We start from the raw sequence: 13,996 nt of genomic DNA on the forward strand, positions 1-13,996 counted from the left end.
GGCGGGTGGAGAGGCTGGCGGCTAAGTCTTCGAGCTGATCCGTCAGATCAGTGACCGGATCGGCGTCATCGGCAAAGCTTGCCGTCAGCTGTCGTTTTTTTTTGAGCCGAGCGGCCCGAACAGGCTGGAGAATGCAGGAGCGTTATCGGGCATTTGTTGTGTTGGCCGCTTGCCTTCTATGAACGCAAACCGTGCTTCCACCAGCCGATCAATCGTCTGATCGGAGAGACTATGGGTTAGGTCAAACGAGGTGATGAATTCGCGTGCTGTGTCGTCATCATCAATATTGGCGGCGGTGGCAATGATCTCGACCAGGGCGGCATGTTCGGAGCTTGCGGCCTCAGCCCTGGCCTTGCGCGTTTCGGCCTTGGCCTTCTCGTTAGATGGGCGCACCCGCCAGACACGCGGGACGGCAGCGCCGGGGAAGTTGTACTCGACCAGCCAGCGGATAAGCTGCTCGTTCAATGTGTCCGACAGGTGATCGGCGTCACTGTCCACCAGCAGGTCGAGCATTCCTGCGTGGGTTTCGGCGGCGGCACGGGAGCCGCTAGAGCCGATATCGGTGGTCAGGGTTTCGCCGAGAATACAGATGGATATCTGCTTGTCCCAATATTCGAGCCATTCCTGATAGCTAACGGAGCCGGACCGCGCCGCCTCCAGAAACTTCACATCCGTCCCAACCGGCACCGTGACGGCAGAGCTGGTGCGGATATTGGCAAGATTATGCAGTAGCTTTTGCTGCTCGTCGCTCAACATGCCGTAGGGCGTTTGGGCGATAACGGTCGGCCCCGCGAACTTGTCGAGAAAATGTAGCCAGAAGGCTATGCCTTCGCGTTTAAACAGCACAGCCCAAAACAACTGATAGCCCAGGCCGAGACCATACGGATTGTTGCCGACAACGCCGTGGCGGTGGACGATGAATTTCCGCTCCGGCAGCTCTATCCCGTCATTCATGTTCGTCCAGGTGCGCAGCCGTGGCCGACCGTCCTGGCCGAACGCAAAACGGCGCTGGTCATGGCTGACGATGCGCTGCGGCTTGATCCGGTTGCCGTCTCTCGCCCAAATGCTCTCCGAAACCGCAAACCCCTTCAGGATCGCGCCGCCAGACAAATCTTCACAGACGCCGTCGAAGGGCATGTCCTTCAGCGTGGTGCGTACGAAATCCGCCGCCGCGACATCAAGAGGCTTGTCGGATGCCTGGACCACCTCCCATTCGCGGGCCACCAGATGCTTGTTGCGCTTGGCAAGGCAGGCAGAGGCGTGGGTGTCGCGCTTGATTTCGTCATATATTTTGAGACCCTTGCCGCCACCGCGCTGGAGGAGCGTGTCGTCAGCATGTTGCAGAGCGCCGGTGTAGAACGGGATGGTAATGTCGTTCTTGACATCGGCAATCAGCGTTCCGGCCTCGCTTGGCAGGTTTTTCCGGGTCTCTGCGGGCGTGGTGTCGGCAAAGCTGGCGCGGGTTTTGCGGTTCTTGCGGCTCACAGTCGGTAGTCTCCATAATTGTCAGAGCCAGCAGCGGCAGCAGTCATCACGCCAGCGCTGCCACCTCCGGCCTGCTGACCACCGGCATAAAGCAGCGTGTTTTGCCAAAGCATGTCGAGCGCGTCCGGCCCGTCATCGTGGTCGGCGTTGGGCCATTGTTGCAGCTGGTCAATCAGCGTCTGTTGGGTCTGGTTGAGGCGGATCAGACCCGCCGCAATCGGCGGCTGAAGCCGCTCGATGCGCAGATCCTTGTCGGCATGTGGCGTGATCGGCACGGCAGAAATCCCGACGCCCTGCTTTGCCGCTTCCACCATCAACGTTGTGCGCAAAAACTCTTGAAACTGTACCGCCTCGACAAACCACAGCAGGCAACGATACTCGCGCTGAAGGGCGATAATGTCGGCAATGATCACATCCGGCAGGCGGCGGCGGATCGAGGCTTCCACCACGTCCATCTTACCGGTCAGGCGATCAAAGCCGCCGATCAGGATAGCGGACGGATCGCGGCCATGACCCTTTTTGCCGAGTGACGGATCAAGCGCGCCGAAGAAAATCAGGTCGCTGCGCTTGAGCGCCCAGAAGGTCAGATCCTTAAACGGGCTGCCCTCGCTGATCGGCTTATTCTGGTATTCCGTCTGGAAACTGTCGTGATCGCTAGCGCGCTCCAACATCAGCCAGACAAGCGGCTGCATCGACGGCCAGTTGACCACGGCCCCGGCGTCCATATCCGCCTTATTGCCATCATAGAATGCGCGGGCGGCGTCCTCACCCTCATTGTGATAACGCTCTTCGAAGTGGTCCCAAAGGTCCATCCGATCAGGAAAGCGAATGATCGCCTGGAATTCGGCCACCCGCCAAACCGGCGACTTTGCCGCCCGCACCAGCACGGCGTCATAATGCAAGACGGTGCCAACCCAGACCACATCCATCGAGCCGTCCGGTGGGCCTACCTTCAGGGCGGCGCGTTTGATCCATGTTTCCAGCTTCTTGCGCTGTTCTGGCGAGCGCACCGCCTCATCGTTCTCCAAGTCATCGAAAAACATCAGGTCGGGGCGATAGGGACCATGACGACGGCCACGCAGCTTTTGCAGCGCGCCAAGCCCCTCAACCCGGATATTGTTGGCGGTGACGATTTCGCCCTCGCGCCAGACGCGGCCCTGGCCGGTCGCCTCCGGAAAGTCATGGGCAAGGCGCGGATTGGTGGTCAGCTCGGCCTTGATCGCCTCGATCAGCAAAGCCGCCTGAGCATACACGTCGCAGACTTCGAGAATGTAACGCTTGTATCCCAGACAGAGGCAATAGAGCGCAAAGCCAAGCGACATATGGGTGGATTTGGACGAGCCACGCGGGGCGATGAACAAGTCTCTAACGCCCTTGGAAGACGTTAGAATTTGCGGCACACGCGCAAAAATCTCTTCATGGAAGCGGCTGTGATCACCCTTCACATAGTGCGGAAGATAGGTTTCCAGAAAGAAGCGAAACCCGGTCTCCGGGTGCTTTGCCTTCGCCAGTCGTTCCGCCTTGGCCTTGGGATCGGCGGCAAAGGCGGTGACGGACAGGTCCACCCAGCGGGCCAGTTCGTCGGCCATCCGGGCAAGGTTCTCCCGGAAATCCTTTGCGCTAACTGTAGGGCTAAGTTTTGGGCGCTTCATGGAGCAAAGGCCGTGGCAATCCGGTCGCCGAATGGAATGAGGATTTCCTGCACGACGGAGATATGTTGCGGAAACTGTTCCTGCACAAAGGCAATCAGATGCTGGACAACGTCTTGCGCGACGCCAAGCTGGCTGATCTTCGGAGCCAGCTTGCCAGCCGAGGCTGTCACCTTGACCATGGCGTCGCCCAACGCGACCATGTGCTTGATCTTCTGGTCAAGGGTCAGTTGTTCGGTCTTGACCTCTTCCAGCAGAGCTTGCGCCATCAGCACGAAATCCTCGACCACGGATGAAACTACCGTGTCGATACCTTCGCCCGCGATCACCGACGCTGACCGGGCCATGTCCCAATCATCACCGGCTTCTTTGGCGGCTTTCTTCCAACGTCCAAAGGTGGCGGCGCTGATATTGAGCGTCATGGAAATGGTGGCCGCTGACATGCGCCGATAGACATAATCGGCGCGGGCCTTGCGGCGGGTGTCCTGGTCATTGGCCATTTTTGCCACCACCCTTTCCAAGACCGAGCAAGTCTTTGATCAATTGCGGTGGATTGCTGGACGCCTGCTTGAGCCACAGGATCAGATTACGCCCGGTAATGCCGTAAGCCGCAGCGACCGCAAAGCCCCATGAGCCGGGGTTGTCCGCGACACCCGCCAGATCAAGCGTCAGCTCGGTAGCAATGGTGGCCACAAACACGCCTGCGATAATCGAGCCGATGGCCGTAAACAGGTCATGGGAGCGCCAGTCCAGCGCAACGGACAGCACAGCCGCCACGCCCGACGAGGCAAGCGTGGCGACCTTGAGGCCAAAAATGGTTTCGGGGCCGGTCATGGGTTTCCTTGTTGTTGGATGTTACCGCCGTGCAAATCAGCGCGGCGGGCCGGTCTGGGCTGATCAGGTTTTGGGGATGGATGACCAATGCGCAGCAATCGGCAAGGCGAGGCTGGCGGTGGGCCATTTAGACAGGATGATGTCCTCAAGCGCCTTGTCGTTGACGCCAAGCGTTTCCAGCGTTTGCGGGTTTTTCTCGCGCACATAAAACATGGCGTCGGCCACGACAGCCGCCGCCGTACCTGCAACGGCAGGCAGACCCGCCTTGGTCAGAGCAAAGCGCAAGCCGTTCTCGGCGGCAAAATGCAGGCCGTCCCGCAGCTTGGCTTCGACTTCCAAGCGTTTCGCCGAGTCGGATATACCAATCAGCCGCACAAGCCGGGTGATCAACCAAGTGCCGGCCACGCCCAGCACGGTCGCCACAAGCTCAAGGACGGACGGCGTGAGCGCAGACATAAAGCCGGTCGCTAACGACGGGGCATCGTCGGCAGCGAAAGCCGCGATGGCGAGGCAGAACAGGAAGGCGGCGGCGGTCATCAAGAGATTGCAGACGCGCTGATAGGGCGGACGAAGGGTCATGATCGGCTCCATGTTTGGACTGAAGGGAAGGAGGTATGAGCGGTGCAATCAGGCCGCTTCCGAGACGGATTGCGGCCAGAACGACCCCAGCGCCGACACGGTTTTCTTTCCGGCAAGACCATCCGCCGTTAAACCGGTCGCCTTCTGGAAAGCCCGAAGCGCGCCCTCGGTGCCCGCACCGAAATCGCCATCAATGGTCAGATGATAATGACCGGCCTGCGCCAAGGCCCGTTGCAATTGTTCGACGGCTTCACCGGTCATGCCCCGGCGCAGCACTGCAAAGACCTGATTGCCGGACAGCCGGTCGGCAGCAAGAGCGGCCAGCGCCGTCTTGGCCTTGGCAAGATAGGCGGCACGGTCGGCAAGACCATTGCGACCGCCATTGACGATCTTGGTGACTTTAACCAGATCGTCCGCATCGGCGGCGCGGGTGTTGATGTTGTTGCGCGACCAGAAGAATGCCGCCGCCCAACCGGCCCATGGCCATGTCGCCACCAGTTCCGGCTTGGCCTCGAAATCGGGGCATGTGGGGTCAGTCTTACGCATCCATATCGTAAAGGCGCGGCAGTTGGCGCGGCCCGTGAGCTGGATCGGTCCACGGCCTTTGTAACGGACGCCATCTCCGGGGCGGACATTGCCCAGATCCGCACGGCCCTCATACGCAGCCCCGGAGGCATATTCCTCAAGCGTGCAAAAGCCGTCGCTCTCGTGGGCGACCTGTGCCAAAAAATGCGCAATCCGTAGAGGCGTGGTGCATTCAATCAGCGTGAGCAATTCCGGCAGCATTTCGCCGAATGCGGCGATAATCGCCCGCTGCGCAGCCGCCTTTTTCGAAGGGGGCGTTGGTGCGATAGCTTTCAGGATGGACGCATCAATGCGGGAAACAAGTGTGGGGGACATTCGGCCTCGCGGTGCAATTTGCAGATGCGAGGACTTTGACGCGACTGCGCGTCAGATATGACCGGACCTTAAGTCCGGTCAGGCAAACAGGTCGAATTGATCAGGATTGCCGGGCTTGTTGGCCATCCGGCGCACATGGCGCTGGCTGACGCCGAGGATGCGGGCAATCTCGCCGCGCTCTTTGCCGCTCCGCTCCAGGGCGAGCACATCAAGACGGATTGACCGCCGTGAGCGAGTATGAGGAACATAAATCATTCCACCACTCATGAATTCACATAGCGCATAACCTGCGTCTTTGCCAAGCGCCGCGATAACCGGATGACCGTCGTGCGGGCGCTTTGGAAATTTGATCTCTTGCCCGCCAAAGCTGCCGATCAATTTGAGAGCCACGTCAAGACCCAGAGTTTCCGCGACATCACGTAGCGAGTGCGGCAGATCACTAACGCTTACAGATAAGGTCATGACGCAGCCTTTTCTTTGCCGCGCTCTTCCATCGCCTTCAAGGCATCAATGATCTTGCTTGCTTTTTCGTAGTCCAGCGTATCGGGATCGACGGCCACCTTGTCATTGCCGGGATAAAGGATACCCCGGCAAAATTCACGAAGCGCCGCACGGGAGCCGTTAGAAACCACGCCCAGGCGATGGCAAGAGTTCCAGAGCGCATGGATAAGCCGGATATAGCGTTTGTCGGAAACCGGCAGCTTTTGTCTGGCCGATGGGGTGACTTTAAAGCCCTTCTTTTTGAGTTCATCGACCACAGCCAACTTCTGCCGGTCAGTCATTTTCCGCAATGATTCGGTGCCTGTCACCCGGACAAGCAAAGCACGGTAGGTCACATCGTCGAGGCCGAGTTGGGTTTTGGCGATGTTGATGATGGCGTTGGTGTTCATGCAGCACCGGTCAGCATGTCGGCCACATCATAATCCAATTCATTTGGGTGGCAGTTCGAAACGTGCCGATCACCCTCAAAATGGACCTGGACATAATGCAGGTTACTTCCACCTTCGGGCCTGACAATTCCAAACCGCCCGGTCACGGTGTGCTGAACATATTGGCCGATTGGCACATCAATACCGTAGTAGTTGCGGATGTAATCGTAGGTCATGCTGCATCTGCCTTCTCTTCAGAGGGGATGGTGATGAAGAATTTCGGGGTGAAAATATGGGCGTACACGAATTGCACGGTCATGCCGTCTGCCTGCGCCGCCCGCCAAAATGCATCGCGGTTGTCAGGGTTCTGGAACACCGAGGCGATGGCTTCTGCCTCGGTTGCCCGGTAACTGTGACCGAGCAAGACGCCACCCGCCGTGCAAAGCGCGTAGCCTTGGCTGTAGGAGGACATGACGCGCTCATCCATCCGGCTCACCCCTTCGACGCCGAGGTTTCAAGCTCAAGGGGTTCAATTAGGAAGTCTTCGCCATCGGAGGAAATCGTTACCCCGGAAATTACCCGTGCCTTGTCGGGATCGGCCAACATGGCGTCCTTGTTCAGCTCTTCCTTGGTGCGGATGAAGATGCTGAAGCCGAGCTTTTTGCAGGCCTCAATAACGGCATCGACGCCGCGGACGGAAACCTTGGGTGGGCGGGCACGCCAATTGATCCGGCCTGTGCCGAAATCATGATATTTGACCTTACCGTCATTGGTGAGGGTCAGACGATTGGCTTCGCACCATGTCTGCACGCCCTTTTCGTGTTCAATCAGTTCCGCCGACAGATCAGCGGTATCGCGCTCGAATTTCTCGCCAGCGCGGCGGATGACTTCATCAGAAAGGGCTTTCTGAGCGGCAATTTCCCGGCGCAATGAACCGATGCGACCAACGGCCCATACAGCATCTTCCCGAGACTGTGGAACACGAAGAATGGCTTTGGCTTTGCTTTTCGTGGTGGATTTCATGAGCATTTCCTTTTCTGTCAGATGGTGGAAACTTGGAGGGATGGCGATGCGGGTGAAGCTGCACTGCTGTTCTCGGGGTTCTGTTTGCAGTTGCGGCAAGCAGCCCAATGCTTGAGTTTGCCGGGATCACTGGTGGACATGGGGGCTGCGCAAAATTCGCCGCAGGCCTCTGGTGTGATTGCTTTGCGCAAATGGGGGCACCAGACACGACGGGCATAAAGCGCCATGACGGGACCTGCGATCTTGGCTTGCACCTTGTCGGTTCGGGCGCTGTATTTGCCAGCACATAGCAGCGAGATCGCGGTGCGTGACACGCCAAGTTCTCTGGCAATGTCGGCCTTGGTGCGGTCCGGTTTCGCGGCCTCAATCCGCAACACCTCCATCCATGCAGGATCGGCCAATCCCATCAGCTTCATTTGCTGCATGGCACGTCCTCACGAAGATTGTAGTCGTGGAGCATTTTGGTTTTCGGGCGGTACACAGGCGCTTTTGCCCCGGTATCCTTCACAAGCCGAAATCGCTTATGGCCGCTGGACGTTAGCTTGGTGCCGCGCTGGCGAATGGGTAATTCGACCACGTAACCGGCACTTTTCAGGCGGCGCACATACCACCGGGCATTGTTGTCTGCGTCTTTGTCTTCTGCCGTGGCCGCAACCATCACAATGTCACCGATGGTGAAGTTGCCACCCATGCGAATGGCGGTCCAAACCCGTTGGCGGAATGTGCCGAATACGGGTTTGCGAACACTCGCCGTGTCAGGCCGGATCGGGCCACCTTTCAGGATCTCGCCACGGGCGGCGGCATCCACGCCCGCAGGCGTCAATTGATAGCAGCCCTTTTCAATGCGCTCGACATAGCCGCGCATTATGAGCCTGAAAGCTCCGTCCGAAATCTGCCCCCGGTCCAGCGACAGAGTGGCGTCCAGTTCGTCAATGGTTTTGCATGAACCGTCAGCAAGGCAATGCAGGAGGGTTGTCGGCAATGTGCCGTTTTCAAGCCGCGCCGTCATCACAGCACCTCCGGCACCATGATGGACTGGCCGTTGTGGCGGTCCTTTATGATCGCCATGCCTGCCATGTCGGCCATGCTAACACCTTGATCGCCGGGCTCCATGCGCAAGCCGAACCGTTCGATATTAGCGATGGCTTCCAGCACTTCTCGGTTGTAGCCTTGAGAGACCTTAAATACGAAACCAGCCAGATCGTCGGCAACCTTGACCTCGCAACGCTGGTCGATCAGCGTTTTAACATCGGTAAGGGTTGCCTTTTCGAACCGGACTTTCTGGCTGACACGCGAGGACACCTGCGGAAAGCGGGTCAGGTGATCGTTGACCTTGCCCATGCCGACAAGAATGATCGGCAATTCGATAATGTCGGAAATGTCGCGGACTGTTTCGAGGATAGTTTCCTTCTTGCTGATATGGTCGGCCTCGTCGATGACAAGCGCAAAGTTGCGTCGGGCCATGGCAGCGGCATTGTTGCGCATTGCCAGCTCTTCAATGACCTTCTGGAACTTCTTCTGGAATGAGTGCGGTGGATTGGCGCGAAGCTCTTCCAGCAACTCGTTCATGAACCATGCTGCGGTCCATTCTTTCTTGGCCCGCAGATAAATGGCACCATTATGTGCGACCCAATGCTTGAGCGTGGTGGTTTTGCCCAAGCCGGGCAGGCCATCGACAACAGCAAGGCAGGCCTCCTGCGCACCGCGCTGCTCAAGGGCGGCAAGGGCAGATTGAAACCGTTTCACGTTGCTGGTCTCGACAAAAACATTCTTCATGCGTATTTTCCTTGGTGTTGACGACTGTCAGGCAGCGGCGCGGATGAGGTTTCGAAGCGCGTCCAGGTCGATGCCTGACAGTCGGAGAAGTTCAATTGAGCCGGGGCGTTGAAGCGCCGATCTCAAGACGCGAACGTGGGTACTGGTGACTTGATCGGGATGGTCGAGCGCCCATGCGGCAAGCTCTTCATCCGTTGCAAAGCCCCGCTTGCGAGGTTGGTCACTCGCTACCGGCGGGCTTTGAGAAATTTCCTGACCATTGCTGACAACCAGCGTCGGGCCTGCGGATACAGGCTCTGGTGTCACGTCGATCATCTGAATTGGCTGTTGTGCCGTGGCCTCCAGATAGCGGGCTGGCGACAATTCGGCATCGACCTCGGCAAGGTGGTCGGTAAGACGACGGGCGCGGGATGCAGCCCGCTTCTCGATTGCCGCCCGCTCCATGGTCAGCGGGATGTAACGCTCTTCGTTTCCGGCAAAGACGGCAACGCAGATCAAGCGGCCCATCAGCTCTTCGCCATCGCGGCGCTCGATCTCCCGCACCCAAACCTTGCTGGCATCGTGGATATCGTAACCGACCAGCACGTCATCGCCGTGGAACTCTTCCAATGCCATGTGGAAGTAAGTGTTAGTCAGCCATTCGATCATGGCGCGACGGGTGCGGCGCTTCACGTAAGGCCTGAAAAGGTCGTTCTTTTCATGCTCCAGAACCGGCACGATCTCAAAGCCCGTGGAGACATGATATTCCCACATCTGGTTCGGGGACATCTTGCCCGGCAATGACGAATGCGGCTTGGCATTGTAGGAAGCCACGGCATTGACGCAGGCCGTTAGGAAATCCTGCCAAGTGGGCAAGCGGCTGGATGCGCCGAATTGCTTGATGTCTTTACGGGTGGTTTTGAAAGACTTTTGCCGGGCCTGCCTGTCCATATCCGCGCCGATATAGGTCTCGAATTCCTTCGATAGCGGGTTCCAGACCGAACCATTGAAGCGTTCGATAATGCCTCTGGCTTGCGAGTTTTGTGGCAGCGAGTGAAGCTTGGTGATGCCCAAACGTTCGGTGACACCCGTTAGCTCGTTGTCGAGAACGTCATTTTTAAAGCCCGGTCCACGATCCACGTAAAAGATCGCCGGAATGCCGTTCTGTTCGCAGGCATAGCGGAGCGCATCGACGACGCCGATGGTGTTTTCCGCAAGACCAAAGGAGAATCCAACACATTTCCGGGTCGCAACGTCCACGATGCTGGTGATTTCTGGACGGAATGGCTGACCGTGGATCGGATGGGCAATCTCGGCGTCAAATGTCTTGCCGTCAGCTGTGTAAACGCAACCGGGCAACAGATCAGCGGTGGAGCGCATCGTGAAAGCCATTCGGCTCTTCAGCGTCAAAGATCCCTCGCGGCCACGATGCTTTTCGACATTGCCAAGCCGCGCCATCAACCGGCGAACCTGATCGTAGTTCGGTGGCATGATATGCGATGGCAGCGCCTTACAATAATTTTCTAACGCATCGGTTAGGCAGGGCTTGGTCGGCTGGGCATAAAACCGCAGGAACTGCCAGAACCATGACGGCACTTCCTGCTTTTCCTTAGTGGGCAAAGGGGCAAGAGCGCCAAGGCCGACCGTATCGCGCAGCTTGAACCACTCGTACAAGGTGGCACGGCTGACCACCGCCTTTCCCGAAGTCCGATCATTGGCGGTAATCAGAATGGTTTCCGAAACATCAAGCGCGGCTGGATCGGCGAGAAAAGAATAAATGGCTTGGCGTAGGGACAGACCGGAAATGATCTGATGCATTTCGATTGCCGACAAAATCGCCGAACGGGCATTCATAACATCGCGCTGACGGGCCGATAGGGTGGCTGTGGAGAGTTTTTCTCTGGCGGTCACCTCTTTGGACTTCGTTGCCTGTTGGCTAGCTGTCACCAGTTCACGGACGCGTTCGCCGTGCAAAGCAGCCTGTAATGCTTCGGGTAGAAGCGAGATATGAAATTCAAATCCACCGCCGCCTTCGCGGCCTGCACGCTTGCGGCAAAGATCGTCTGAGAGGCTTTTCCAATCATGACGATCAATATGGTCCTGCACGCCCCGCTTTGTATGCGGCAGCGCCCGAAGCTTTAGGCGTACACCAGCGTCGGCTATTTCTTTAGCTGTTAGGAAGGTCATTTGAGCAACCCTCCTACGCGGCCCCGCAGCGCGGCGCGTTGCCGTTCCAGCTCGGCAAGGCGCTCCTCTGTCTGCCAAAGGCGGATTACCTCCGCATACCTCGAGGGTACCGCAACGAAACCGGCGAAATCGGAGACAAAATTGAGCAACTCATGACAGCCGGTCACGTCGACAAGAGCTATGAAGCGCTCAAGAGTGATCTTTTGATCGCGGCGCGCTGGCGAAGCGTAGCAATCGAGCATGTTTTCGGTCACTTTTTGAGAGAGATAGTCAGACATCTCCGCCGCGATCTCAGCGCGGGTTTTTCCGCTGAGAGTCATGGCCTCAGACAGGACGCGAGAAATCTTCACGTCAAGCGTACCGCCTTTGGACACCTCAGGAGCAAAGACTGGCGCGACTTCCGGTGGCGTGTAATCGCGAAAAAGGTCCAGCGTGTGCGGATCGCTGCGCTTCGTCATGATCAAATGCAGCCCTGACGTCGAGAAGCGCGGGCATAAATGGCTTTGTGCGCCAGCAGCGCAAACTTGGTATGCCGGTTTAGATGGCTCTTTCGATCATCGACGATTTGCTCGTTGATCGGACTGACCGATTCCTGTCTGGAAATCGCGAATGCCAGGGCGGCGGCCCAATCTGCGTCGAGGCTTCGGGCTAGATTGGCAGGAATGTCAATTTCAGAAAGGCACAGGAGGGAGACCGAAGGAATGCTGGAAGCCTCCGGAGCGTTTGCTGCCGTCGCCCACGCTGACGCGGGAGCTGTGGCTATATCGGTTGGACTGGATATTTCTCCAGCCGCATTCTTCATTGCTGACACGCAGGCCGTCATGCCGCCACCCGCTTGTCAACAGCAGCATTAGATTTCTGACTTTCTAACGGCCCATGTTTCTTGCTATCGTACACACGGGTTTTGGTTTTGGGATATCGGTTCGGCCAAAGGGTTTCGACCTTCTGCCCAATGAAGTCAGCGACGATCTGTTCGTTGATGGCGTTGGGACGCTTCCAGACGTGACGGAAGCTGGCGGGGTTGCGACCGTTGCGGAGTGCGAGTTGTTCGAGCGTCATGCCACGCTCTTGGATCTCGCAAAGTATCCGCTTCGGGGTCCAATTGATGGCACCCATAGCTATTACTCCTAGCAAGAGCGGACGCAGCAACGTCCGCTTTTTGTTGGTAGTTTGGTAACATTCGCGGCCTGCCGAAGCGGGCTGCTAAAACTATGGGTAGACCACAATTGCGTAATCATCAATACGCAATTGTGGTTCTAGGTGTGGATATTTGGCGAAAAGCGAGAGCGAGCCGAAAACGGATCTTGGCGCTAGGATTCGGGACGTTCGAAGGAAATTGGGAGACCCTGATCGGTCGGAGTTTGCTGATAGCCTTGGCATCAGCAAGAACACGCTTGCCTATTACGAGCGCGGCGAAAGAACACCTGACGCTTCTACGCTCGCCGTCTACCACGAAAGATTCGGGGTAAATCTCAATTGGCTTACGACAGGCAAGGGCGAGACGTTTACGTTATCGAGCGAAGACTTGAGCGAAAACGACGCTCAACTCTTACGCGACTTCCGCCAGCTGCCTGAAAATCGGCAGCTGGACATAATGGAAATCACACAAATGCATCTCAAGCGGATACAGCGTGGATAAGGAGCGGCATTCTGCGGCTCTCGTTTTCAAAGACATCTATCTGGATGTTTGGGCCGTAAATCTGCTTGACCGATGCCTCTAACTCATCGAGCGCTTTGGACATCCTAGATCGTACTTTAACATCCACTGATCCAACAGCCAAAAGCCCTAAAAATTCACGTCTGTTCATTTCTTGCCCCACACTAAACGCCTATAAAATACAACCACATGCGCTTGTGCAGGCCTATAAATCGCCTTCGGCCTTTGAAGTCAAAAGCTTTTATTTTTCAAACTGATATGCGTATATTCGAACTTAAAATTAGGGCGGAAAATTACCCCCGAATACCGATGGTAAATGGTTGATTTTCACCTACCAAACTTTAAGTTTTTGAGCAGAAAAAAATTACCACTATTACATTAGCTTAATATAAATTACCCCTTGGATTTGCGGGGTAAAAATGGTCAAGCGCAAGCAGCTCTCATCACTGATATCATCGCTCGGCAATGACGAGCTGCAAATCGCCGATCTTATGGTTGGCTGTTATGAGTGTAAGCTGTTTGGCGTCTGCGAGACGCCGTCTTCATTCTTTGCAGCGCCAGATATAATGGCCGGATATCTCGCCCCCCCGCCGCCATCTGGGCAATCGCGCTTAAAATCCGCCCTGTCGTCGCCAAAGCCTCGATCTCGTCTGGAGACATAAGCATGGTTGGCGGATCACTTCGCAAGGCTTCCGGCGTAACGTCGAACACCCGAGCCACGGCATCAAGTGTTGACTGACGGGTAGGCCGTCCTCGCTCCAAGGCTGATATTGTCTGTACGGTTTTCCCGGTCGCCAACGCGAGATCGGCTTGCGTCATCTCAGCCGCCTTACGCCAAGCCCGCACTTTATATCTAAGAATGCCCATTCCGCCGCCCGTCGCGCTACCCATACAGGGATAAGCTATGTGTCGGTACGGCGGCTGAAACCACTGCCGTAGGGTTGCTGTGGTAACCGTTAGACAATCCTCAGGTGGTCAATTTCGTGTTTTTGGCGCTTCCCACCTTTCCTGCTGCATGGGCACGGCGTCCACCCGAAAATTCTCATGATTTTCAAAGG

The 13,996-nt window shown here is 57.0% G+C and carries 20 protein-coding genes; 1 reads left to right on the forward strand and 19 read right to left on the reverse strand.

Translation table 11 applies throughout. The features are described from left to right. Window positions 1–84 precede the first annotated feature (84 nt). The 18 genes from G6L01_RS12435 to G6L01_RS12520 form a co-directional block, all read right to left on the reverse strand. On the reverse strand, window positions 85–1,485 hold the full coding sequence (locus G6L01_RS12435) for a phage portal protein family protein (RefSeq protein ID WP_070166656.1): 1,401 nt from the start codon (window positions 1,483–1,485) through the stop codon (window positions 85–87). Continuing rightward, window positions 1,482–3,074: a phage terminase large subunit gene (gene terL, locus G6L01_RS12440; RefSeq protein ID WP_234892026.1), complete on the reverse strand. Its 1,593-nt coding sequence runs from the start codon at window positions 3,072–3,074 to the stop codon at window positions 1,482–1,484. The genes G6L01_RS12435 and terL overlap by 4 nt, the downstream gene beginning before the upstream one ends. Window positions 3,075–3,133: 59 nt before the next feature. Continuing rightward, the gene (locus G6L01_RS12445) at window positions 3,134–3,634 is read right to left on the reverse strand and encodes a DUF1804 family protein (RefSeq protein WP_070166658.1); all 501 of its coding nucleotides are present in this window, start codon (window positions 3,632–3,634) and stop codon (window positions 3,134–3,136) included. Next, complete coding sequence (locus G6L01_RS12450) at window positions 3,624–3,968, reverse strand: hypothetical protein (RefSeq protein WP_070166659.1); 345 nt, start codon at window positions 3,966–3,968, stop codon at window positions 3,624–3,626. Before G6L01_RS12450 ends, G6L01_RS12445 begins: the two co-directional genes overlap by 11 nt. A 63-nt stretch (window positions 3,969–4,031) precedes the next feature. Next, the gene (locus G6L01_RS12455) at window positions 4,032–4,547 is read right to left on the reverse strand and encodes a hypothetical protein (RefSeq protein ID WP_139190355.1); all 516 of its coding nucleotides are present in this window, start codon (window positions 4,545–4,547) and stop codon (window positions 4,032–4,034) included. A 48-nt stretch (window positions 4,548–4,595) separates the two neighbouring features. Continuing rightward, window positions 4,596–5,447 carry a peptidoglycan-binding protein gene (locus G6L01_RS12460; protein ID WP_070166661.1) on the reverse strand — a complete coding sequence of 284 codons (852 nt, stop codon included), beginning with the start codon at window positions 5,445–5,447 and terminating at the stop codon, window positions 4,596–4,598. 78 nt (window positions 5,448–5,525) lie between these two features. Next, complete coding sequence (locus G6L01_RS12465) at window positions 5,526–5,909, reverse strand: helix-turn-helix domain-containing protein (protein WP_070166662.1); 384 nt, start codon at window positions 5,907–5,909, stop codon at window positions 5,526–5,528. Further along, the gene (locus tag G6L01_RS12470) at window positions 5,906–6,337 is read right to left on the reverse strand and encodes a regulatory protein GemA (protein ID WP_070166663.1); all 432 of its coding nucleotides are present in this window, start codon (window positions 6,335–6,337) and stop codon (window positions 5,906–5,908) included. Before G6L01_RS12470 ends, G6L01_RS12465 begins: the two co-directional genes overlap by 4 nt. After that, window positions 6,334–6,552, reverse strand: coding sequence for a hypothetical protein (locus tag G6L01_RS12475; RefSeq protein WP_070166664.1), 219 nt, complete (start codon window positions 6,550–6,552; stop codon window positions 6,334–6,336). The genes G6L01_RS12470 and G6L01_RS12475 overlap by 4 nt, the downstream gene beginning before the upstream one ends. Next, a complete protein-coding gene (locus tag G6L01_RS12480; protein ID WP_070166665.1) occupies window positions 6,549–6,803 on the reverse strand; it encodes a hypothetical protein in 255 nt (84 codons plus the stop codon). The genes G6L01_RS12475 and G6L01_RS12480 overlap by 4 nt, the downstream gene beginning before the upstream one ends. Before the next feature lie 5 nt (window positions 6,804–6,808). Continuing rightward, a complete protein-coding gene (locus G6L01_RS12485; RefSeq protein ID WP_070166666.1) occupies window positions 6,809–7,339 on the reverse strand; it encodes a host-nuclease inhibitor Gam family protein in 531 nt (176 codons plus the stop codon). Window positions 7,340–7,356: 17 nt separating this feature from the next. After that, a complete protein-coding gene (locus G6L01_RS12490) occupies window positions 7,357–7,764 on the reverse strand; it encodes a MarR family transcriptional regulator (protein WP_234892025.1) in 408 nt (135 codons plus the stop codon). Further along, window positions 7,752–8,348 carry a hypothetical protein gene (locus G6L01_RS12495; RefSeq protein ID WP_081344180.1) on the reverse strand — a complete coding sequence of 199 codons (597 nt, stop codon included), beginning with the start codon at window positions 8,346–8,348 and terminating at the stop codon, window positions 7,752–7,754. Before G6L01_RS12495 ends, G6L01_RS12490 begins: the two co-directional genes overlap by 13 nt. Continuing rightward, window positions 8,348–9,115 (reverse strand): AAA family ATPase, encoded by a 768-nt coding sequence (locus tag G6L01_RS12500; protein ID WP_070166667.1) that lies wholly within the window; start codon window positions 9,113–9,115, stop codon window positions 8,348–8,350. Before G6L01_RS12500 ends, G6L01_RS12495 begins: the two co-directional genes overlap by 1 nt. Window positions 9,116–9,142: 27 nt before the next feature. Beyond that, window positions 9,143–11,281, reverse strand: a complete 2,139-nt coding sequence (locus G6L01_RS12505; protein ID WP_070166668.1) for a Mu transposase C-terminal domain-containing protein — start codon at window positions 11,279–11,281, stop codon at window positions 9,143–9,145. Further along, on the reverse strand, window positions 11,278–11,739 hold the full coding sequence (locus G6L01_RS12510; protein WP_070166669.1) for a hypothetical protein: 462 nt from the start codon (window positions 11,737–11,739) through the stop codon (window positions 11,278–11,280). Before G6L01_RS12510 ends, G6L01_RS12505 begins: the two co-directional genes overlap by 4 nt. 2 nt (window positions 11,740–11,741) lie before the next feature. Next, window positions 11,742–12,104, reverse strand: coding sequence for a hypothetical protein (locus G6L01_RS12515; protein ID WP_070166670.1), 363 nt, complete (start codon window positions 12,102–12,104; stop codon window positions 11,742–11,744). After that, window positions 12,101–12,397 carry a helix-turn-helix domain-containing protein gene (locus G6L01_RS12520; RefSeq protein WP_070166671.1) on the reverse strand — a complete coding sequence of 99 codons (297 nt, stop codon included), beginning with the start codon at window positions 12,395–12,397 and terminating at the stop codon, window positions 12,101–12,103. The genes G6L01_RS12515 and G6L01_RS12520 overlap by 4 nt, the downstream gene beginning before the upstream one ends. Before the next feature lie 154 nt (window positions 12,398–12,551). Between G6L01_RS12520 and G6L01_RS12525 the strand changes: the two genes are divergently transcribed. Then, window positions 12,552–12,920 carry a helix-turn-helix domain-containing protein gene (locus tag G6L01_RS12525; RefSeq protein ID WP_070166672.1) on the forward strand — a complete coding sequence of 123 codons (369 nt, stop codon included), beginning with the start codon at window positions 12,552–12,554 and terminating at the stop codon, window positions 12,918–12,920. Window positions 12,921–13,427: 507 nt separating this feature from the next. Here G6L01_RS12525 and G6L01_RS12530 read toward each other — a convergent pair. Continuing rightward, window positions 13,428–13,757 (reverse strand): helix-turn-helix transcriptional regulator, encoded by a 330-nt coding sequence (locus G6L01_RS12530; RefSeq protein ID WP_174089263.1) that lies wholly within the window; start codon window positions 13,755–13,757, stop codon window positions 13,428–13,430. Window positions 13,758–13,996 lie beyond the last annotated feature (239 nt).

Source organism: Agrobacterium vitis, from assembly GCF_013337045.2.
Taxonomy (GTDB): Bacteria; Pseudomonadota; Alphaproteobacteria; order Rhizobiales; family Rhizobiaceae; genus Allorhizobium; species Allorhizobium vitis_B.

What these genes read in the sequence shown, in the direction of transcription:
- terL (WP_234892026.1), bottom strand. Translation starts at nt 3,074, where the DNA reads ATGGCCGACGAACTGGCCCGCTGGGTGGACCTGTCCGTCACCGCCTTT.
- G6L01_RS12445 (WP_070166658.1), bottom strand. Translation starts at nt 3,634, where the DNA reads ATGGCCAATGACCAGGACACCCGCCGCAAGGCCCGCGCCGATTATGTC.
- G6L01_RS12450 (WP_070166659.1), bottom strand. Translation starts at nt 3,968, where the DNA reads ATGACCGGCCCCGAAACCATTTTTGGCCTCAAGGTCGCCACGCTTGCC.
- G6L01_RS12455 (WP_139190355.1), bottom strand. Translation starts at nt 4,547, where the DNA reads ATGACCCTTCGTCCGCCCTATCAGCGCGTCTGCAATCTCTTGATGACC.
- G6L01_RS12460 (WP_070166661.1), bottom strand. Translation starts at nt 5,447, where the DNA reads ATGTCCCCCACACTTGTTTCCCGCATTGATGCGTCCATCCTGAAAGCT.
- G6L01_RS12465 (WP_070166662.1), bottom strand. Translation starts at nt 5,909, where the DNA reads ATGACCTTATCTGTAAGCGTTAGTGATCTGCCGCACTCGCTACGTGAT.
- G6L01_RS12470 (WP_070166663.1), bottom strand. Translation starts at nt 6,337, where the DNA reads ATGAACACCAACGCCATCATCAACATCGCCAAAACCCAACTCGGCCTC.
- G6L01_RS12475 (WP_070166664.1), bottom strand. Translation starts at nt 6,552, where the DNA reads ATGACCTACGATTACATCCGCAACTACTACGGTATTGATGTGCCAATC.
- G6L01_RS12480 (WP_070166665.1), bottom strand. Translation starts at nt 6,803, where the DNA reads ATGGATGAGCGCGTCATGTCCTCCTACAGCCAAGGCTACGCGCTTTGC.
- G6L01_RS12485 (WP_070166666.1), bottom strand. Translation starts at nt 7,339, where the DNA reads ATGAAATCCACCACGAAAAGCAAAGCCAAAGCCATTCTTCGTGTTCCA.
- G6L01_RS12490 (WP_234892025.1), bottom strand. Translation starts at nt 7,764, where the DNA reads ATGCAGCAAATGAAGCTGATGGGATTGGCCGATCCTGCATGGATGGAG.
- G6L01_RS12495 (WP_081344180.1), bottom strand. Translation starts at nt 8,348, where the DNA reads ATGACGGCGCGGCTTGAAAACGGCACATTGCCGACAACCCTCCTGCAT.
- G6L01_RS12500 (WP_070166667.1), bottom strand. Translation starts at nt 9,115, where the DNA reads ATGAAGAATGTTTTTGTCGAGACCAGCAACGTGAAACGGTTTCAATCT.
- G6L01_RS12505 (WP_070166668.1), bottom strand. Translation starts at nt 11,281, where the DNA reads ATGACCTTCCTAACAGCTAAAGAAATAGCCGACGCTGGTGTACGCCTA.
- G6L01_RS12510 (WP_070166669.1), bottom strand. Translation starts at nt 11,739, where the DNA reads ATGACGAAGCGCAGCGATCCGCACACGCTGGACCTTTTTCGCGATTAC.
- G6L01_RS12515 (WP_070166670.1), bottom strand. Translation starts at nt 12,104, where the DNA reads ATGACGGCCTGCGTGTCAGCAATGAAGAATGCGGCTGGAGAAATATCC.
- G6L01_RS12520 (WP_070166671.1), bottom strand. Translation starts at nt 12,397, where the DNA reads ATGGGTGCCATCAATTGGACCCCGAAGCGGATACTTTGCGAGATCCAA.
- G6L01_RS12530 (WP_174089263.1), bottom strand. Translation starts at nt 13,757, where the DNA reads ATGACGCAAGCCGATCTCGCGTTGGCGACCGGGAAAACCGTACAGACA.